18 protein-coding genes are annotated in these 19,314 nt (G+C 52.4%); 9 read left to right on the top strand and 9 right to left on the bottom strand.

Annotated features, from left to right (window positions below; all coding sequences use genetic code 11):
* Window positions 1-185: DUF1015 family protein (locus NT140_02305; GenBank protein ID MCX5830718.1), on the bottom strand; the 185-nt coding region annotated here is incomplete at its 3' end.
* Window positions 186-513: 328 nt separating this feature from the next.
* Here NT140_02305 and NT140_02300 point away from each other — a divergent pair.
* The gene (locus NT140_02300; GenBank protein MCX5830717.1) at window positions 514-1,020 is read left to right on the top strand and encodes an alpha/beta hydrolase; all 507 of its coding nucleotides are present in this window, start codon (window positions 514-516) and stop codon (window positions 1,018-1,020) included.
* On the opposite strand, the gene NT140_02295 is transcribed toward NT140_02300, so the two are convergent.
* Genes NT140_02295 through NT140_02285 form a run of 3 tightly spaced genes read right to left on the bottom strand, consistent with a single transcriptional unit; the run spans window position 1,017 to window position 5,114 of the window.
* A complete protein-coding gene (locus tag NT140_02295; GenBank protein ID MCX5830716.1) occupies window positions 1,017-2,024 on the bottom strand; it encodes an amidohydrolase family protein in 1,008 nt (335 codons plus the stop codon). The two genes, NT140_02300 and NT140_02295, sit on opposite strands and share 4 nt — an antisense overlap.
* 56 nt (window positions 2,025-2,080) lie before the next feature.
* Window positions 2,081-4,042: a TRAP transporter fused permease subunit gene (locus NT140_02290; GenBank protein MCX5830715.1), complete on the bottom strand. Its 1,962-nt coding sequence runs from the start codon at window positions 4,040-4,042 to the stop codon at window positions 2,081-2,083.
* Window positions 4,043-4,082: 40 nt separating this feature from the next.
* The gene (locus NT140_02285; protein ID MCX5830714.1) at window positions 4,083-5,114 is read right to left on the bottom strand and encodes a TAXI family TRAP transporter solute-binding subunit; all 1,032 of its coding nucleotides are present in this window, start codon (window positions 5,112-5,114) and stop codon (window positions 4,083-4,085) included.
* Between the two features lie 348 nt (window positions 5,115-5,462).
* On the opposite strand from NT140_02285, the gene NT140_02280 reads away from it, so the two are divergent.
* Entirely contained in the window at window positions 5,463-5,960 is a 498-nt protein-coding gene (locus tag NT140_02280) for an acyl-CoA thioesterase (GenBank protein MCX5830713.1), read from the top strand.
* Between the two features lie 65 nt (window positions 5,961-6,025).
* On the opposite strand, the gene NT140_02275 is transcribed toward NT140_02280, so the two are convergent.
* From NT140_02275 to NT140_02265, 3 genes are all read right to left on the bottom strand, one after another.
* Window positions 6,026-6,379, bottom strand: coding sequence for a hypothetical protein (locus tag NT140_02275; GenBank protein ID MCX5830712.1), 354 nt, complete (start codon window positions 6,377-6,379; stop codon window positions 6,026-6,028).
* Window positions 6,380-6,450: 71 nt separating this feature from the next.
* Window positions 6,451-7,752, bottom strand: coding sequence for an MFS transporter (locus tag NT140_02270; protein ID MCX5830711.1), 1,302 nt, complete (start codon window positions 7,750-7,752; stop codon window positions 6,451-6,453).
* A gap of 60 nt (window positions 7,753-7,812) precedes the next feature.
* Entirely contained in the window at window positions 7,813-8,034 is a 222-nt protein-coding gene (locus NT140_02265; GenBank protein MCX5830710.1) for a hypothetical protein, read from the bottom strand.
* 170 nt (window positions 8,035-8,204) lie between these two features.
* On the opposite strand from NT140_02265, the gene NT140_02260 reads away from it, so the two are divergent.
* Together NT140_02260 and NT140_02255 are read left to right on the top strand one after the other, a co-directional pair.
* Complete coding sequence (locus NT140_02260) at window positions 8,205-10,196, top strand: ATP-binding cassette domain-containing protein (protein ID MCX5830709.1); 1,992 nt, start codon at window positions 8,205-8,207, stop codon at window positions 10,194-10,196.
* Entirely contained in the window at window positions 10,174-11,502 is a 1,329-nt protein-coding gene (locus tag NT140_02255; protein MCX5830708.1) for an MFS transporter, read from the top strand. The genes NT140_02260 and NT140_02255 overlap by 23 nt, the downstream gene beginning before the upstream one ends.
* A gap of 3 nt (window positions 11,503-11,505) precedes the next feature.
* Here NT140_02255 and NT140_02250 read toward each other — a convergent pair whose 3' ends face one another.
* Both NT140_02250 and NT140_02245 read right to left on the bottom strand, forming a co-directional pair.
* Window positions 11,506-12,537, bottom strand: a complete 1,032-nt coding sequence (locus tag NT140_02250; GenBank protein MCX5830707.1) for a DUF933 domain-containing protein — start codon at window positions 12,535-12,537, stop codon at window positions 11,506-11,508.
* A 66-nt stretch (window positions 12,538-12,603) separates the two neighbouring features.
* Window positions 12,604-13,173 (bottom strand): TonB family protein, encoded by a 570-nt coding sequence (locus NT140_02245; GenBank protein MCX5830706.1) that lies wholly within the window; start codon window positions 13,171-13,173, stop codon window positions 12,604-12,606.
* 147 nt (window positions 13,174-13,320) lie between these two features.
* On the opposite strand from NT140_02245, the gene NT140_02240 reads away from it, so the two are divergent.
* The 5 genes from NT140_02240 to NT140_02220 all read left to right on the top strand — a co-directional run bounded on the left by NT140_02240 (window position 13,321) and on the right by NT140_02220 (window position 19,294).
* A complete protein-coding gene (locus NT140_02240; protein MCX5830705.1) occupies window positions 13,321-15,057 on the top strand; it encodes an aldehyde ferredoxin oxidoreductase in 1,737 nt (578 codons plus the stop codon).
* Window positions 15,058-15,114: 57 nt separating this feature from the next.
* On the top strand, window positions 15,115-15,339 hold the full coding sequence (locus NT140_02235; GenBank protein ID MCX5830704.1) for a MoaD/ThiS family protein: 225 nt from the start codon (window positions 15,115-15,117) through the stop codon (window positions 15,337-15,339).
* A 1-nt stretch (window position 15,340) separates the two neighbouring features.
* Complete coding sequence (locus NT140_02230) at window positions 15,341-16,159, top strand: HesA/MoeB/ThiF family protein (protein ID MCX5830703.1); 819 nt, start codon at window positions 15,341-15,343, stop codon at window positions 16,157-16,159.
* Between the two features lie 5 nt (window positions 16,160-16,164).
* Window positions 16,165-17,478 carry a radical SAM/SPASM family putative metalloenzyme maturase gene (locus NT140_02225; GenBank protein MCX5830702.1) on the top strand — a complete coding sequence of 438 codons (1,314 nt, stop codon included), beginning with the start codon at window positions 16,165-16,167 and terminating at the stop codon, window positions 17,476-17,478.
* Window positions 17,479-17,599: 121 nt separating this feature from the next.
* On the top strand, window positions 17,600-19,294 hold the full coding sequence (locus NT140_02220; GenBank protein MCX5830701.1) for a HAMP domain-containing protein: 1,695 nt from the start codon (window positions 17,600-17,602) through the stop codon (window positions 19,292-19,294).
* Window positions 19,295-19,314: the final 20 nt, after the last annotated feature.

Genomic DNA, 19,314 nt, shown 5'->3' with positions numbered 1-19,314 from the left:
TCCGGGGCGACAATATCGTCAGGCAAGTCAATCTCGGATTTCTCGACGTGGAGAAAACTCAAGGGATTGTCTGCCGCTATCTTCTGCGCCTCTTCCCGGTTGACCACATCATATGGATGAGAAGCCACCGCCTTTACGTATTGCTTTTGGGGTCTTAACGCCTTAAACGGAACAATTTCAGCCATAATTAAATCACCTCGGAAAATTTGATTCTGCCGGAAAAACGCCGCAGATAACTCCTTACTTGCTAACATACCGGCGGCGTGAAAGCAACACTTCATGCCGCCGCATACACAAGATTTCCTTGACAGGCAGGGTTGGGCTTTCTATAGTCAATGGCACGAGCATGAAACCAAAGCCCAAGGATGGCGGCCTCGTAAAAAGTCGTCACACCGGTGAAAACCGGTGTCCAGTATTTTTGTAACACGCTGAAATCTCTGGATTCCGGTTTTCACCGGAATGACGATTCTTGGGCATTTTCGACTTTTTACGAGGTCGTCAAGGATGGAAGTAATGGAAACCGAGAAGACGGCAAGGCCGGCGGGACCCACCCTGGTATTCATCCATGGCCTGGACAGTTCCAGTCGGGGAACGAAGGGCGCCTTTTTCCAGGCAAGATATCCCCGGATGATCGTGGAAGACTTTGAGGGCCCCTTCGAGGAGCGTATGGCCAAGCTGGAAACTCTGCTCACCGACAAGGACGGCCTCACCCTGATCGGTTCCAGTTTGGGAGGGTTGATGGCCGCCGTGTTTTCCTTCCGGCACGTGGAAAAGATCGCCAAATTAATCCTGCTGGCCCCGGCCCTGAATCATCTGCCGCCGGAAATGTGCCGGAATCTGAAGCTGAATTTCCCTGTGGTCATCTATCACGGCAACCACGACGAGACAGTGCCGCCCGGCCCGGTTCATGATATCGCGCTGCAAATCTTTACCAATCTCACCTATCATCTGGTGGAGGACGACCATTCGCTCCACCAGATTTTCTTCAGCCTGGCCTGGGATGACCTTTTATCGAGTTAGAGATGCAACAGTCGGCGCGCATTGCCTTCATAGATAGCATGACGTTCTGCCGGCGTGATGTCCAAGCTGTCTATGATTTCAATCGTCCACCGGATGTAGGCCGTGCCCTTCTCAGGATCAAAAGGCATGTCGGAGGCAAATAACGCCTTTTCCGCTCCATAAAATTTGAGCCCGCAAATCGTGGCGTCCAGGGCGCCAAAAATCGCCGTATCTACGTAAAACATGTGGAAATAATCAAGCGGCCGTTTCTTCAACTGCTTGAGCAGGACGGTGTAATCCTCGTCGGAAGTGCGGCTGCCTAACTGGTCCCAGCCCGGCCCGACGCGACCAGCAAAGTAAGGGATCATGGCGCCCAGGTGGTGGACAATGATCTTGAGCGAGGGAAGACGGTCAAAGAGCCCGGCAAAAACGATGTGCGCCATGGCCACACTGGTCTCGTAAGGCCAGCCGAAGGTCCACCAGATTTCGAAATGGCTCTTTTTTTCATTCTTGTAATCGGGAAAATCCGCCCCCCGGGCCGGATGGAGCCAGATGGGCCGATCCAGCTCCACCATCAGGTCAAACAAAGGCATGGTCTCCGGTCTGGTCAAGGGACTGCCCAGAACGTTGGAAAATACCTGCACCCCGACCGCACCCAGTTCCTTGACGGCCCGCCTGGCTTCCTTGAGCAGTCCATCGGGATCATTCATGGGTAGCGATGCAATAAAGCCGGGGAAACGGTCCGGGTATTTCCGGACGAGTTCCGCCATCCCGTCATTGGCGATCCGGGCCATTTCCCCGGAGACCTCAGGCGGGCCAAAAACCTCGATCGGTGGCGCCCCCAGGCAGATAACCTGCTGGTAATCGCCGTATAAATCCATGATCCGGAAGCGATCATCAAGGTCCACAATACAGGGAATATTGCGCACCCGCTTGTGCATGTCGGCGCCGTTCGGTAATACCGCCACCATTTTGTCAAAGTATTTCTTTGGAAAAATGTGATTGAAAATATCTAATTTCATAATCTTTTTCCTCCTCTCGTTTGAGAAAATCGTTTATATTATAATCGGCCGGATGATCTTTAAACCGTCACCGTCGGTGTAATTTTCAACGCCCGCTTTCTGGCTACCCTGTCGAGCACCTCGATGATTATGGCCGGAGCAGCGATGACGATGCCTATGGCGGTAAATAAGATGCCGGGAATCATCAGCACCATGCCTCCGATAATGAAGGTGATTCTTTTCCACCAAAGAAGTGAGGTAAACAGAAAGCCTTCAGACCCAATTGAAAGAAACGTAATGCATATCAAAGCTATTACGGATACCTCAATGATGTCTACCGCGCCACCCTGGAGAAGCAGTGCCGGTCTGTACGCAAAGATAAAGGGAACCAGATAAGCGGCGATTCCGAGTCGCATGGCCTGAAACGCCGTTTTCATCATGTTTGCGCCGGCGATCGAGGCGGCGGCATACGCAGCCAGACAAACCGGCGGCGTCAAAAACGACAGGACGGAGTAGTAGAATATGAAAAAGTGGGCCAAGAGGGGGGGAATTCCTACTTCGACCAAGGCGGGAACCCCGATGGCCACGGTCAACAGGTATGCCGCGGTAACCGTCATACCCATGCCAAGAATGCTCGACACAATGGCCGACAGGAGCAGCAAGAGAAAAACGTTTCCATGAGCGAGGCCAATTAAAATGGAGGAGAATAAGAAGGCAAGCCCGGTGAGGGTCAGTATGCCAATAATGAGACCGGCGCCGGCGCTGGTCACGCCTACTTCCAAAAGACTCTTGCCGCAATCCCTGAGCAACACGAAAATGCCACTTATAGTCAAACGGCGCTTTATGAATCCGAGTACCAGAGCACTTACTATGCTTATCAACCCGGCAGTTTCAGGCTCCATCCAGGCGAAAAACATGGTGTAAACGAGTACGACAAAAGGTAGAGCCAAATACCAACCTTCCTTAATAACATTGAAGAAGCGAGGAAGCTCCGACTGGGGGAGGCCAACTAAGTTATCTTTGGCGGCCCTCAAGTCTATCTGAATGAATACGGCCGTATAGTACAAAATGGCAGGGATCATCGCCGCCAGCGCTACCTTCCCATAGGAAATCCCCAGATAAGTTGCCATCAGGAAGGCCGCTGCGCCCATGATCGGCGGCATAATCTGGCCGCCCGTACCGGACACGGCCTCTACCGCTCCCGCAAAATATGGCTTATAGCCCGCCTTTTTCATCAGAGGTATCGTAAATACCCCGATCGTCGCCACGTTGGCAACGGCACTCCCCGAGATCATGCCAAAGAGAGAAGATGCGAGAACCGCGACCTTGGCTGGACCGCCCCGAAATCTTCCCATCAGGGAAAACGCGACATCGTTGAATAACTTGCTCACGCCGACCTGGGTAACTGTCTGGCCAAAGAGGATAAAAACAAGAACAAGGGTGGTTGCGATCTCAAGAGGCATGCCCAATATCCCCTGCGGATCAAGATAAAGATAGGTGGCGCAAGTATCGTAGGTGACGCCTTTTGTCCTGAATATACCCGACATGAAAGGGGAAAGAAGGGCATAGACCAGGAAAACGATGACGATCACGGCAAAGGGCAACCCCACGGTCCGGCGTGACGCTTCCAGTGTCAACAGGACGGCGGCGATTCCCAGGATCACTCTTTCCGTCTGTATCAGCCCAATATCCACGGCAATCGTCTTGTAGTAAACAGCCACATACAGACCGGTGGCAAGCGCGACGATCGAACAGACTAAATCGTACCAGGGAAGCTTATCGAGGGCGGACTTCTTCCTGATGGGGATCAGAATAAACGCGGCCGCGATCACGAGGCCGTAGATGCAGCCTATGTATTGCTGGAGATAAAGGGCAATACCGAAGTATGAGGCAAGATTAAGAATTCCTATAATCCCGATTGTAGGAACCAGCGCCAGGACAATGTCGGAGTAGACCTTGGCAGGCCCGGTCAACTGCCGGAAACGGGTGCCTCCTCCTTCGTCTTTTCCTTCCAGACTACTTTGCTCGCCATTCGTTTTCATTTGTGGGCATCCTCCGAAGTTAGAAACGTATTGGCAAACGCTATGCTTTTTTCTTGCTCAGCAGCTTCTTCTGTATTTCTTCCATCTCCTTGGTCCACACGCCCTTTTCTTTATAGAACTTGATGGCCCCCGGATGATAGGGAATCACCGCTTCTTTAGACACGAACCGGTCCGGTACCCAGTCTTTTAATAACTGGTTCACCTTATCGAAATCTTTGTAGTTTTCCCAAAGAGCCTTGGTGATAAGATAAATCACGTTATCGGGAACCTGTTCGCCTGCAATGAGGTAAATGTCATAGGCCCATGCGTACTGTTCCTTCTCTACTCCCGTATACCTCGGGTCCGGTTTCACTTTGTAAGGATAGCCGGGGTGAAACTTCCTGGTTCTTTCCAGTGCCTGAGGAGAAATATCTACGCCCAGAAACCTGGCGCCCTTCTTGGCATTGAGTTCTTCGACGATGCCCGTGCCGAGAGCAGTAGTTCCTGAACTATCAGCCCGGCCGTCCATCACCATTTTTACCGCCTCCACAATAGAGTTGACGGGCACAGGTATGACATCTTTCCATTCCAGGTTGCCGTTGGCAAGGAACGCTTCAGCCTGGGCCTGCAATGAGGGAGTGGGGAAGTTGCCGCTTACTCTTTTTCCCTTCAGATCGGCGTGGCTGAATATACCTGAGTCCTTGGCAACAAAGGAGCCGCACAGATTAGGGACTGTTACCGCGAGCAGTCGAACCGAAAAACCTTTCTTGCCGGACAGCTTTTCATAGATTGATTCACCGAGGTATCCCTTCTCGGCATCCCAAACGTTCAGGACGCCCAACTCTATATCGCCCCTCTCCATGTAGGGAAGCCAGGCAGTTGGTCCGGCCATGGGTTTAGGAATACCCCGTATTTGCGTATGATCCGATATGCCCTTGGCCGCTGCCGTTCCAACAATATTAAAAAAAGAGCCAACCGGATGTGTCCCTATGCTGACGGTGCTGGGAAGTTTTTCAGCAGCCATGGCAGCGTGCCCCCAGAAAAGGATTGTTACCAAACCCAGGAAAAAACTAAACATCATCTTTCTCATCATCGGTACCCCCTTTTTTTTATGCTGTTAAGACTAATTATGATAATTGATTGCTGGTCATCGGTCATAATGGGCCTGAAATCATTTTTTCATCTGGGACAAGCGATGTTGAACATTCTTACCATGGACATCACATCCTTTGTCGGTAGGCTTCTACCATGATCTGGAAAAAGCAACAACCTTTTTGACCAGGCGCTGACCGGCATTAGAAGGAGAGCTGTCCCGGATAAAAAATGGCGGAACTCTATTAAAAAATGTGGTATACACCGCCGGTAAGTCGGTATCCCGAACCGGTAACGTGTCAACTGTGCGAAACTGATCAAGCATTTACATGAGAGGAGACTAGTGATTATGAAAGGGAAAAAAGTTGCGGAAAGCACTGTCATAATGGCGCAGGAGATGAGGCCGCAGGACGCTAATTCAGCCGGAAACGTCCACGGCGGGACGATCATGAAGCTTATTGAAACTGCGGCCGGCGTTGTGGCCTCCCGGCACGCGCGGGCCGATGTTGTCACCGTCTCCGTGGACAGGCTGGACTTCTATCATACCGTTCTCGTGGGTGAATTTCTGACCATGCGGGCCAGTCTTAACTACGTGGGCAAGACCTCCATGGAAGTCGGCGTCCGGGTGGAGTCGGAAAACCCCATCACAGGTGTTCGGAAACACACATCCACCGCCTACCTTACTTTTGTGGCCCTGAACAAGAAGGGACGCCCCACACCCCTGCCTCCGGTTATTCGGGAAACGAAAGAGCAGGAACGCCGCCATCAGGAGGCAGAAGCCCGGCGTCAGACACGCCTGCTGGAAAAGACACGCGAGAAGGAAGTTCCCCCCGATGCGGTGGACTGAAAATAACAGGGCAGCGTTCACCAACCGTGCGGTGAACGTTCAGGATTGCGGAGCCCGGGGTATGCTCACTTCCCCGGCTCCGGTTTTTCTTCTGTTTTCTTTATAAAATCAGCCGCTTTATCGGTCAACTCCTTGCTTTTATCAATAAGATCCTTGCCTTTTTGGTAGGCCTGCTGGCCCTTTTCCAGTAACTGGGATGATTTATCACGCGTCTCCTGAAGCGTCTGGCGAATATCTCCCGGCGTCTTCTTGGGATCCTTGAAGTAATAATATCCCCCCACGGCCATGGCAATCAGTATCATCAGGAGCGCCAGTTTAATTAGTTGCTTGAAAAGAAAATAGCAGATGAGCAAAACAACAAAAGCCGCCGCCATGACGGTCACTTGATTGGAAGTAATAAAATCTACGATGCTGTTCATAAAACCCCCCCTGAGATTTAATGCTTGTACTTCTCTCACAAGTAACGATTCCGGTCAAGTAAGGTTTGTGACTAAACCACCTCCGGGGTGCATTTGACCCGGAACCAGAACCAGGCGGTGCCCAGCATCCCCAGCGCACCGCCGATCAGGAAGGTGGCTTCGGGACCGAAATATTTCCATAAAAAATAGGAAAGGAGCGGCGCCGGGCAAAAGGCAAAGGAACGCAGGCCCCAGTATAGCCCGACAGCCCGCGCCCGCAGCTCCGGAGGGAAACCGCCGGCAATCAGAGATTTGCGGGCTGGCTCCCCGATTTCACGCAAACCGTTCAGAATAAATACCAGACTGAGAGCCGCCGTCAGAGGCACTCCGAGGGAAGGCAGAACGTGGGGGAGGATGACCAGATTGATAGGAAAGAGCGCAAACAGAAAGAATGTTAAACCGATGAAGGGCTTGGGGTTGGGGGCGCGATCCACCATCTTGCCCACGGGGATGTAAGTCAAAAGCGCCGTCAGGCTGGTCAGAGCCAGCAGCAGCCCCGCTTGCTGGTTGCTCTGCGCCAATACTCCCACAACGTAAAGGACGGCAAAATCTCGCACAAACCAGTCCCCCCAGCGGAGGAAGATCTCTGCCGACAAAAGGCGCCGCAAATCCGGAGGAATATTTCTCAACACCTCCCGTAAAGGTACGGGCGCCACATCATTCGTGGGACGCATCCGCTTAAGCAGGAAGAACTGGATCAGGCAGGCCAAGACAACAAAGCCGAAGGCCAACGACAGGTTCAACCAGAATCCTACCGCGATGGCCACGCCACCGATCAGCGGTCCCAAAACCTTGGGCAGGCGCTTCTGGATGCTCTGGACGGCAAAGGCAATCGCCCGGCGGTTTTTAGGGACTTCGCTGCCCACCACGGCAAAGGTGGCGGGTACGGAGAGGGGTTCCCAGTTGGTGATCAAAAGGGCGCTGAAAACGATGGCCAGTGGGTGATGGAAGATCAAAAGGAGAATAAAGCCCAGTATCATTGGCAGACCGGAAACGAGCAGCGCCACGCGCGCCCCCAGACGATGGGCTACCTTGCCGCCGATGATGTAGCCAAACCCCTCCAGCAAATTGACAAAAAAAGCGAAGATGCCCATGTACTTGGCGGCTTCCAACACACGGGAGGCCTGATTGACGCCCGTGATGGAATCCTTGAGATGGATGGCCAGGAAGTTGCGCCAGACCTCTTCCGCGAAACCCAAACCACCGATGACCACGAGCACGCCCAAGGTTGCGCGGTTGATGCCCAACCAGCCGGCCCATGATTCACGGACTTCATTCCCGTCGTTGACGCTGCCATCCCGGACAGCACGGTTTTCGGATATTTTTCTTTTCATTCCAAGCCTGTAGGTATCAGGCAGGCAACTATATCGTTTCCTCGCCGGATCTAATAATTTCTAATAATATTGCCGTATATAGCCATATGCCTTATCAAATAGCTCCTGGTCTGTATGCAGCTTGTATTTGAGCAGCGCCTTACGGAGTTCCTTCTGAACCAGGCGTTCACCCTGGCTCGTGCGTTGCCAATCAGGAAAGCGGACTTTTTTCACGATTTCGTCAATATTAGCAGCTTCCCAGAGATGAGATTCGAGGTGTTTAGAGGTGACGCCGTTGGCCATGTCTATACCATGTCCTCTAATAGGAAAAACTTTTCATCCGACACGGCGAAATTTATATATTGATTTAAAGTAGTTGTCAATTATTATCGTTGACCGCGCATTCCCGCCGGCATTGACAATCTCTGTGCTTTTCTCTATATATCCGCCGGGCAATTATTCAAGGAGTCTTTGTGATCAGCATCAACAACGTCAGCCTCCGTTTCGGCGAGAAGAAAATATTTGAGCGCCTCAACTGGTCAATCACCGACAAGAGCCGAATCGGGCTCGTGGGTGACAATGGCCAGGGGAAAACCACCTTGCTTAGAGCCATTATGGGGCAGATTGATCTCGATGAAGGCGGCATCGAGATCACGAACCGCAAGAATCAGACGATCGGCTATCTTCCGCAGGACACGGTGGAGCTCGACCCCATTGATCTGATCAGTTATTTCAAGAAAAGAAGCGGATTGACGGAGCTGGAGGCAGCCATAAAGAATCATGAGCTGCAACTTGCGGGCAGCTCTCCCGACTCGACGGCACACGAACAGGAGCTGGCGGCCTACGAGACGGCCCTGGCGGCTTTTCAGGCCAAAGACGGCTATGCCTTTGAAGCCCGCGCGAAGCAGATGCTGAAAGGCTTCGGCTTCAAGGAAGATGATTATCACAAGAATTGCACGGACTTTTCAGGCGGCTGGAAAATGCGGCTGCTGCTGGCCTTCATCATCCTTTCGCAGCCGGACATCATGCTCCTCGACGAGCCGACCAACCATCTGGATACGGAAAGCATGGAATGGCTGGAGAGCCAGCTCAAGGATTACTCAGGCACTCTGATCGCCATCTCGCACGACCGCGTCTTTATGGATAAACTGGTCCGGCAGATCGCGGAACTGGCCGGCCAAAAACTCGCCATCTACAAAGGGAACTACACTTACTACCTGAAGGAGAAAGAGATCCGTCTGGAGGCCCTGAAGAAGGAAATGGAGCTCCAGCGGGCCGAAATAAAAAAGATCAATGAGTTTGTCGAGCGTTTCCGTTACAAGGCCACCAAGGCGAAGCAGGTGCAGAGCCGCGTCAAGATGCTGGAAAAGTTCGATATCCTGCACCAGGGGGAAAAGGTGCGGGCGGTGACGATTAAATTCCCGCCCTGCGTTAAAAGCGGCCGGGATGTGGTTAGCGCCGCGAATCTGACGAAAAGATACGGCGACACGGAGGTATTCGGCCAGCTCGATTTTACTGTTTACCGCGGCGAGAGGATCGCCCTGGTGGGTGTCAACGGGGCGGGAAAAACTACGCTGACGCGCCTCGTAAGCCAGGCGGAAGCGCCCACCGCCGGCCACCTGAAATATGGTCTGAACGTCAAAATGGCCTTCTATTCCCAGGAAAGCGCGGAAAACCTCGATTACAAGAAGACGATCTGGGAAGAAATCAAGGAGGTGGGAACGAAGAGCAGCGATCTGGAAAGACGCAACCTCCTGGGGGCCTTTCTCTTTTCCGGCAATGACATCCACAAGGAAGTATCTGTTCTTTCAGGCGGCGAAAAGTCCCGGCTGGCATTGCTGAAAATCATGCTGCAGGATGCCAATTTCCTCATCCTCGACGAACCGACGAACCATCTGGACATCAAGACCAAAGACATTTTCCAGCATGCCCTGCTCAACTATCACGGCACTCTTGTCATCGTCTCCCACGACCGGTATTTTCTCGACTGCCTCGTCCAGCGGGTACTGGAAATCAGACAGGGTAAAATTTATGATTATCCCGGTAACTATTCATATTTTATTGAAAAAAGGCGGGAGGGAACCGTTCCGATATCCCCGGTTGCCCTGACAGTTGGTAGCGATTTCCCCCGGGAAGACCTGTCCGCAGACGCACCCAGAAAAAGCGTTTACAAGACGAAGGAGGAAAAACGTCTGGATGCCGAAGCCAGAAACAGGCTTTCCCAGCTCCGTCAGGACCTGAAGAAAAAAGTGACGCAGTTGGAAACGCAAGTCCACCAGATGGAATCGGAAAAGGCGGTCCGGGAAAAAGAACTCTGTGAACCAGAAACCTGTAAATCCCCCGGCCGCATCAAGCTGTTGAATCAGGAATTGAGGTCACTCAGCCGGGAACTCGAAGGGCTATACGAAAACTGGCATGGCCTGGCCCAGCAGCTTGAGGAGATTGTCGAAGCGCCACCGGGGTAAATCAGAGATGGTGCAACGCAAACTGGCCCCGAATCTGATCAATGAGCGGATTGGCGCGCCTGACGTGACGGGCGGTGCCGGTGCGTACCGTGGTGAGATTTTATCTTATTGCTTTATTTTTTTCTACTTGGTAGGCATTTACATGAAAAAGTTCAACTTAAAGATACTGCTCCTGCTTTCGTTAGGTCACCTGGTAACCGACATCTACCAGGGGGCGCTGCCGGCCATCCTGCCTTTTCTGAAAGAGCACCTGTCTCTGTCCTACACGATGACGGGCGTTATCCTGCTGGCGGCCAACTTTACCTCTTCCCTGATTCAGCCACTCTTCGGCTATTTCTCCGACATCCGCGAGAAGCCCTTTCTCCTGCCCGCCGGCTGTCTCTGCGCCGGCATCGGCTTTTCCTTATTGTCCTTGCCATCCAGTTACGCCGTGGTGCTCGTGCTGGTGGTGATCAGCGGTCTCGGCATCGCCTCCTTTCATCCCGAGGGATACAAGACGGCGGCCAATTTTACGGGGGAAAAACCGGTCACGGGCATGGCCGTATTCTCTGTGGGAGGCAATCTGGGCCTGGCCCTGGGACCCATTATCGCTGCTTATATCATCAAATACCTGGGGTTTTCATCCTTGCCCGTCATTATCATCCCCTCCCTGCTGTTTACCCTGGTCATACTGTTTTTCTGGAAAAAAATGACGATGGGACAGGAGGCCGTCAGGAAGGTTGTAAAGGACGCTTCTTATGAAATTTCGCGCGCGACTTATATGTCGGTCTTCCTGCTCATCGGCACCGTGATTATGCGCTCCTGGATTCAAATGGGCCTGATGAGTTACATCCCCTTCTATTACATCAATCATCTCAAGGGAGATCCGCTTTATGCCAGTGCGCTGGTGTCGGTATTTCTTCTGGGCGGGGCTGCGGGAACGTTGGGCGGTGCGCCTGTTGCCGACAGTCTGGGGCACAAACGCTATTTAAGCATCTCCATGTTCCTGGCTACGCTGGTGCTACCGCTTATATTTGTTACCAAGGGCTTGTTATTGTTCGTCGTCCTCGGGCTGCTCGGCATGATCGTGATTTCCACCTTCGCCGTTACCGTTGTCATGGCGCAGCATCTGTTGCCCCATAACCTCGGCATAGCATCCGGCCTGATGGTCGGCTTCGCGATCGGGGCCGGCGGCATTTGCGTAACGCTGCTGGGAGTGGTGGCCGATCATTTCGGTGTGCCCTTCGCCCTGCGGTCTATAGCGGTTCTTCCCTTGCTCGGCTTTATCCTGAGCCTGATGCTGCGCTATCCGGAAACAGGTAAATAGACATCACACGTTGAAGCGGAAGGTTATAATATCGCCATCCTGCACGATATATTCCTTGCCTTCGAGGCGGAGTTTCCCTGCGGCCTTGGCGCCGGCCAGGGTGCTCCCGCAGGCCTGGAAGTCGGAGAAACTGGCCACTTCGGCCTTGATGAAGCCCCGCTCGAAATCATTGTGAATGACGGCAGCCGCCTTGGGCGCTTTTGAGCCGGCCGGTATGACCCATGATTTGACTTCATCGGCGCCGCAGGTGAAATAGGCGATCCGCCCGAGCAGCGAGAAGGAGGCGCGGATAATGCGGCCGAAAGCCGGTTCCGTGATGCCGAGGGCGGCGAGAAATTCCCCTTGCTCCTCCGACGTCAGTCCCGCGAGTTCCGCTTCCGTCAGGCAGCAGATGCCCATAACCGGCACATTCAGGGCGGCCTGCGCACGGAAGGTATCGGCAATGTCCTGCTTGTCTTCGGCCGTATTGATAACCACCAGTTCCGGACGGATGGTCCAGAACGAAAAGCTGCGCAGCGAGTGGATCTCTTCCGCCGTCAGGCCTATCTCCCGCAGTGGTTTACCCCTTTCTAACTGCTCCTTTAATCTTGGCAGCAGCAGGGCCTGGGCGGCGTCTTGCGGGGTCAGGGGTTTTTTGGCCGTCTTCGTCATTCGTTCCAGCCGGTTTTCAACGATCAGCAAGTCGGAAAGGATCAGTTCATCTTCCATCTTGCTGTAGTTGTTGATAATTTCCTGAACATGATCGGTCGAAAAACCGTCCACCACGTGCAGGAGGCCATCCACGCCGCTTAAGCTCTGGCGCAAAGAATCCCAGGCCCTTTCCCCGACGGCATTGACATCCACGAAAGGCACCTTGGCGGGCGATACCTTGAGCGGCTGAAATATTTTCACGAGCTGATCGAACCGCTCATCCGGGACGGTAGCCTGGCCGCGCACGCAGATTTCTCCATGCATTTCCGAGCTCTTAATCGCCGTCATAATTTCAAACAAGGCGCTTTTCCCGCTGTGGGGCAGGCCTAAAATACCTATTTCCATAATCTTCTCCTTACGCCACTATATAGCAGCAGTTGTTTTTCCGGGCAAGAGAAAGTAGGAGCAGTGCTATTGAAGGAAGCGGTACTGGAAGGTGGCCTGGATATGCAGGCGGGAAAGAGTAATTTCCGGGGGAAAAGGGGCATAGGGGGCGGCCGCATTGATGACGTTTATCGTTCCCCGATCGAGCGCCTCATGTCCGGAAGATTCAACAATTTTGCTTTCGACAAGCATGCCTCGGCTATCGAGGGAGAATAGCACGGTACTTATCCCCTCCTTCTTTGCTGCGAAGGCCTCCGGGGGATAAGACCAGATATTTTCTATCTTTTGTTTGATTTTTTTCAGATAGGGGGCAAATTTTTCATCCGCGCTGTCGAGAGAGATGGCTTCCTGCTCTAAGGCATCGCTTGCCGCTACTTCTTCCGGCGGCGGAAGGGGGGTAGGTAATACTTCCTTTTTTGTATCATTTTTGGTTGCCTCCGGCCGAATTTCTTGCGCTTCCTTCAAATTGACGGTAATGGCTGTTTCCGGCCTTGTTCTGCCCGAGCGTTTATCAAGCAGACCTGTCGCCGAAATGAGCAGTGCATGCGCAAGCAGGGAAATTGTTACAGACAGGATTAGGATTTTTTTCGAAGGCATGCCGGATTTCCTTTCTGGCGCATATTATACTAATGATACGAAAAAGCAATATCTCAAGTTGGCGCCCGAATCTGAAAATTTATTTCTTCTTGACGCACGGGGAGAACACCGATATATTATCGGTAACTTACTAACAAGGAGGCGTGTATGGACAAGATTCTGAGGATCGATATGGGGGCCGCAGGCGGCCCAAAGATGCGGGAAGAATCTCTCGGTGAATACGCGGGACTCGGAGGGCGGGCGATGACATCGTCTGTCGTCGCCAGGGAAGTGCCGCCATCCTGCCACCCTCTGGGCAAGGAAAACAAACTCGTCATTGCTCCCGGTATGCTTTCCGGAACAGGCGCTGCCATGTGGGGACGCTTATCCGTCGGCTGCAAGAGTCCCCTGACGGGAGGGATCAAAGAGGCCAATTCCGGAGGGCAGCCGGCCCAGGTATTGGCAAGGCTCGGGTATGGGGCAATCATCCTGGAGGGAAAGCCGCCGGGGGACGATCTGTACAAAATCATCATTAACAAGGACGGTGTCAAGATTGAAGCGGATAACAGTCTCAAGATGATGACCAATTATGACCTCGTCAGCAGGATGAAAGGGGAGTTTGGCGATAAAATCACCTGTATTTCCATCGGACCGGCCGGAGAGATGAAGCTGCCGGCCGCTTCCATTGCCTGCACGGACCCGGAACTAAGACCATCAAGACACGCAGGGCGAGGGGGCGTCGGGGCCGTTATGGGAGCGAAAGGCGTCAAAGTGATCGTCCTTGATGACAGTGGTTGCAAGGCGCGCCCACCCAAGGATCTCGAAAAATTCAGGGAAGCCAACAAAAAATTTGTAGAAGGACTCGCCCGTCACCCCGTCACCGGCCAGGCCCTTTCTGCTTACGGGAGCAACGTATTGACCAATATCCTCAACGAAGCCGGCGCTTACCCCACCAACAACTTCAAAGAAGGACAATTTGCCGGGGCTGCCAAGATCAGCGGTGAAACCATTGCGGAACTGGAAACAAAACGCGGCGCCGGACCAGCCCACGCCTGTCATCGCGGCTGTGTGATCCGCTGTTCGGGCATATACAACGACAAGAACGGCAATTTCCTTTCCAAGCAACCGGAATATGAAACGGTCTGGGCCCACGGTGGCCATTGCGGTATTGACGACCCCGACGCCATTGCCATGCTTGATTTCCTGGATGATACTTACGGGCTCGATACGATTGAAACGGGGGTAGCCATCGGTGTTGCCATGCAGGCCGGCGTAGTGAAGTTTGGCGACGCCCAGGCCGCCATTGATCTTGTTAAGGAAATCGGCAGGGGAACTCCCCTCGGCAGGATTATCGGCAGCGGCGCCGCCGTAACGGGCAAGGTTTTCGGCGTGGAAAGAGTTCCCGTCGTCAAAGGGCAGGCGATGCCCGCCTACGATCCCCGGGCTGTACAGGGCATCGGCGTCACCTACGCCACGAGCCCCATGGGCGCGGACCACACGGCAGGTTACAGCATCGCGACCAACATCCTCAAGAGCGGCGGCTTCGTTGATCCATTAAAGCCCGAAGGCCAGGTAGATCTGTCCCGGAATCTGCAGGTTGCAACCGCTGCCATTGACTCGACAGGGATGTGTCTGTTTATCGCCTTTGCCATTCTTGACCAGCCGGACACTTTCCAGGCCCTCCTCGACTTGTTGAATTCCTTTTATGGTCTGGAACTGACGGCAGACAGCGTTTCTGATCTCGGGAAGAAGGTATTGAAGATAGAGCGCGATTTCAACAGCCGCGTCGGCTTCACCAAAGAGGATGACCGCCTGCCGCGGTTTTTCTACACGGAACCGGTACTTCCTCATAATATCACTTTCCTGGTCAAGGACGAAGAGTTGGATAAAGTGTTTAATTGGTGAATATTTTGCGGGGGCCGACTGGCAGTCGCCCCCGCAACTTTATGAGGTGCCTTTCCGGTGAAAGTTACCGTCAAATTGTTTGCTTCCCTGCGCAAGGACCGGTTTGCCGTTGACGACTTCGATTACCAGGAGGGCACTACGGTAGGTCATATCCTGGCATCCCTGAATATCCCTGAAGGAGAGGCGGCCATCATTTTCATCAACGGCCGTCACGCGGAAGCTGATTCTCTCCTCAAGGAGGGAGATCTGCTGGCCATTTTTCCGCCGGTGGGGGGCGGGTAAAATGGAAATTCTCCAGGAATGCCTTGGGGTCCGTGCTGAGAAGGGATTGATCAGTCTTTCCACCCAGACGTGGGCAGTCCAACATTTCGGGCTAACTTTTCCAGCTGTGGAGGAGGCCATCCTGGAGCTGAATCTGCTGCCGGCACGTTACCAGCGAAATCAACGAAGCCTTTCCTGCCGGCAGCAGCTCTCCCTTTTTCGCAGCAAAGTAGCCGTGATCGGCTGTGGCGGCCTGGGAGGCTATATCATCGAGGAACTGGCCCGCATCGGCATCGGTCATATCACCGTAGTTGATCCCGATACGTTTGAGGAGCATAATCTAAACCGCCAGTTGTTCTCCAAACTTGACAACCTGGGACAGCCCAAGGTGAACGTCGCCGCCGACAGGATAAAAGAGATCAATCCCGCCGTAACCATCGTACCGGTGCAGGATGCCTTTACTGCCGCAAACGGCAGGAAAATTATCGAAAAGATTGATGTTGTGGCAGACGCCCTGGATAGCATTCCGCGGCGTCTCGAATTGGCTGAGGTATGCGAAAAATGCAACATCCCGCTGGTTCACGGAGGCGTCGGCGGCTGGTACGGTCAGGTGGCCACCCAATTCCCGGGAGAAGGCACGCTGCAAAAAATCTATTCCCGGTATAGCGGCGAGCGAGGAGTCGAAAAGGATCTGGGAAATCTGTCTTTTGTCGTTGCTGTCATCGCGAGCATGGAAGTCTCCGAAATTGTTAAGATACTTCTCGGGGAAGGATCAACATTTAGAGGCAAGATGCTTTCGCTGAACTTCCTCGATACTGAATTTACAGAAATTACCTTTTGAAGCCGATGAACAACCTGCCGTCCATTGAAACTCCGGCCCTGAGACATTATCCGGCCAAGTTGTTCGTCGAATTAACCACCCGCTGCAATCTCCAATGTCCCATGTGTCTTAAACAGCGACATGATGCAGAATTTCTGGAAGGGGATATGTCTGCGGATATTTTCATGGCCCTGTCGCCGGCGTTGCCAACCCTGGAAGCCCTGGTCTTGAACGGTATCGGCGAGCCACTCCTTCATCCCCGCCTTGATGATTTCATCCGGATTGCCAAAGAGAAAATGGACAAAAACGCCTGGATAGGATTCCAGACCAATGGTCTGCTCATAGACAGGCAGCGGGCCGTATCTCTGGTCAGGGCGGGAGTGGACCGGATATGCCTTTCTGTTGACGCTGTATCCCCGGAAACCTTCAGCAACATTCGCCAGGGAGGCGAATTCAGGAGTGTCGAGGGAGCGCTACAAATGCTCCGGGCAGCAAAAGAAACATACAACGAGCGACTGGAAATCGGGGTGGAGTTCGTCCTGAGGCGCGATAATATTGGCGAGTTGGCGGAAACAATTCACTGGGCGGCTTTGCAGGGCGCCGATTTCGCAATTGTCACGCAACTTTTTCCCTATCATCAGGCGCTTGTTTCCCAGACGACATACGACGCCAACCTGGACCTTTCTGTATCCATATTTCATGACCACCTGCGCAGAGCCGAAAAAGAGGGTATTGATATCAGGCGCTATTACGATGTATTCATGAAATATGAAAAATCGGCTGAGGAAAAGAAAATGATTACCTTCGTGGAAGCGCTCGTGGCGGATGCCTTGCGACAGGGAATTTCATTGAATCTCCAGAAACTGTTTGCGACGGATCACGCCTGGGTGGAAAAGATGGAGGAGGTCTTCGCCAGGGCACAGTCTGTTGGGACAGAGACGGGGATAAAACTCCGGCTCCCGGAAATTATCCCCAAAAGCGCCCGCCGGTGCGAGTTTGTGGAGGAAGGCAGCATCTTTGTTTCCTGGGACGGCAATGTCCATCCCTGCTATTTTTTGTGGCACCATTACCGCTGTTACATAAACGGCGTGGAAAAGACCGTAAAGCCCAAGATATTCGGTAATCTATCGGAAAAAGGCATCCTGGCAATATGGAATGACCCCAATTTTGTCACATTCCGGCAAAACGTTGTCCGTTATGATTATCCATTTTGTTTCAACTGCAATTTTGCCCTGTGCGATTACGTCGAGGGCGGCGACTTTGAGCAGGATTGTTACATCAATTCCGAACCTTGCGGCGTCTGCCTGTGGTGTATGGACATATTCCAATGCCTGAAGTGAATAGGCAAAAACCCTTGCATTGTGAAACCTCACGAAAATAAATATTGACAAACTTCGCTTCATTCTTTAGCCTTCGACAGGTGCGTTTCGTAAGCCCATTTCAGGGAGATGTCTATCACCTATGGCCATAAGCATCTATCAGAAAATACAAGGGGCGCTATCCGGCATCATAACTGCCATTTCTGCGCAAAAAAAGAAGCTCCGAAGTCCTCTCGGTGACATTTTACTGCAAGAAAAAATTATTTCGCCGCACCAACTTCAGCAAGCCCTGATGTTTCAGTTGGGGAGCAATCTCAAACTGGGACAGATTATTGTTTCCCAGGGATATGCAAAAGAAGAAGAGGTGTTAAATGCGATGGAGATTTATTACGGCATATCGCTTGACTCCCTTGAAAGCACGGCTGAACTCTTCAAGCCCCCATCCGACGACTTATGGAAAAGAATATCCGGCCTTCGCGTACCAATCAAGATCAAACTCTCTGGCGCGATCATTTTCATTATTTGGCTCACCATTCTGATCCTTAGCTTTACGATTCTCGCCAGGCAAAAGGAACAACTGTATGCACAGACCGTAAAGCTCGGTAAGGTAAGTCTGAATTATTTCACCAATGATGCGAAGATGCCGCTGCTCGACGACGATATCGTCTTGCTTAACACCGTTATAAAAGAAGCTGCCACAGTAGAAGGACTTCTTTACGCAATCATCATTGATACGGAGCAGATCATCAAGGCCCATACGGATTATACCAAAATAGGAATGCCTATGCCGGCTTTCGATCCGAATCGCAAGCGGACCCAGGAAGGTGACATTACCTTTTTCCCCGATACGCTTCCTGATGGTAAAAATGTCCTGAACTTATCCAGACCGATTACTTTTCATAACAAAAATATCGGTGCTGTTCATGTGGGAATATCTATTGATTTTATTCAGGAGCAAATTCGCCAGGAAAGCATCTTTATCCTCATCATGAGCGTTTTGATCGTTATTTTAGGGATAGTAATAGCGACTATACTGGGTATTTACTTTTCTTTTCCCATATCCCAGCTTGTTTTGGCAACGAAGGAAATCGGTAAGGGAAATTTTCAACATAAAACCAATATTGCCCGGAAAGATGAATTTGGTGATCTGGCAGATGCCTTCAACTACATGTCTCAAGAGCTCTGGAAAAAATTATTGATGCAGAAATCTTTCGGGCGCTATGTGAGCCCCGATGTGCTGGATTTGATCCTCTCGAACCCCGAAGAGTCCTGGCTCAAGGGCGCGAGGAGCGAAGCGACCGTCCTGTTTGCAGATGTGAGGGGGTTCACTGCTTACTCGGAGACTCGGGAGCCGGAGGCTATCGTAGAAGATTTGAACGAATATTTCGGGATTATCACCAGGCATATCCTTGAACACGGGGGATACGTGGATAAATTCATCGGTGATGCGGTTATGGGAGTTTTTTGTCTTCCAATTTCACAAAATGATCACGCGGAAAGGGCGGTAAGGGCCGCGATTGCCATGCAGCGGGAGTTGCAGCAGGGCGCCGGGAGCAAGAATGTGCTTCTGACCAAGATAGGCATCGGGATTAATTCAGGGATGCTGGTATCCGGCAATCTCGGTTCCGACATTAAAATGGAATATACGGTTATCGGAGATAACGTTAATATTGCTGCCCGTGTTCTGGCAGTGGCCGAATCCGGAAAAATCATCATCACCGATCATACTTTTAAGCTGACACAGCATCTGATCACCGTTGCACCCCTCCCTCCCCAGAGGGTAAAAGGGAAGTCTGAACCACTCGGAGTCTTCGAGGTGCTGGGATTGAAGGGATAGCGGGAGAATGGAGGTAGGAT

It is taken from the genome of Deltaproteobacteria bacterium (assembly GCA_026388415.1).
Lineage (GTDB): Bacteria > Desulfobacterota > Syntrophia > Syntrophales > JACQWR01 > JAPLJV01.
Note: the sequence above shows the minus strand (reverse complement) of the source record. Positions and strands in the feature narration are given on the sequence as shown.

Bases quoted from the DNA above. Each gene is read 5' to 3' on its own strand.
- NT140_02300 (MCX5830717.1), top strand. From the start codon at position 514: ATGGAAACCGAGAAGACGGCAAGGCCGGCGGGACCCACCCTGGTATTC.
- NT140_02290 (MCX5830715.1), bottom strand. From the start codon at position 4,042: ATGAAAACGAATGGCGAGCAAAGTAGTCTGGAAGGAAAAGACGAAGGA.
- NT140_02285 (MCX5830714.1), bottom strand. From the start codon at position 5,114: ATGATGAGAAAGATGATGTTTAGTTTTTTCCTGGGTTTGGTAACAATC.
- NT140_02280 (MCX5830713.1), top strand. From the start codon at position 5,463: ATGAAAGGGAAAAAAGTTGCGGAAAGCACTGTCATAATGGCGCAGGAG.
- NT140_02275 (MCX5830712.1), bottom strand. From the start codon at position 6,379: ATGAACAGCATCGTAGATTTTATTACTTCCAATCAAGTGACCGTCATG.
- NT140_02270 (MCX5830711.1), bottom strand. From the start codon at position 7,752: ATGAAAAGAAAAATATCCGAAAACCGTGCTGTCCGGGATGGCAGCGTC.
- NT140_02265 (MCX5830710.1), bottom strand. From the start codon at position 8,034: ATGGCCAACGGCGTCACCTCTAAACACCTCGAATCTCATCTCTGGGAA.
- NT140_02250 (MCX5830707.1), bottom strand. From the start codon at position 12,537: ATGGAAATAGGTATTTTAGGCCTGCCCCACAGCGGGAAAAGCGCCTTG.
- NT140_02245 (MCX5830706.1), bottom strand. From the start codon at position 13,173: ATGCCTTCGAAAAAAATCCTAATCCTGTCTGTAACAATTTCCCTGCTT.
- NT140_02240 (MCX5830705.1), top strand. From the start codon at position 13,321: ATGGACAAGATTCTGAGGATCGATATGGGGGCCGCAGGCGGCCCAAAG.
- NT140_02230 (MCX5830703.1), top strand. From the start codon at position 15,341: ATGGAAATTCTCCAGGAATGCCTTGGGGTCCGTGCTGAGAAGGGATTG.
- NT140_02225 (MCX5830702.1), top strand. From the start codon at position 16,165: ATGAACAACCTGCCGTCCATTGAAACTCCGGCCCTGAGACATTATCCG.
- NT140_02220 (MCX5830701.1), top strand. From the start codon at position 17,600: ATGGCCATAAGCATCTATCAGAAAATACAAGGGGCGCTATCCGGCATC.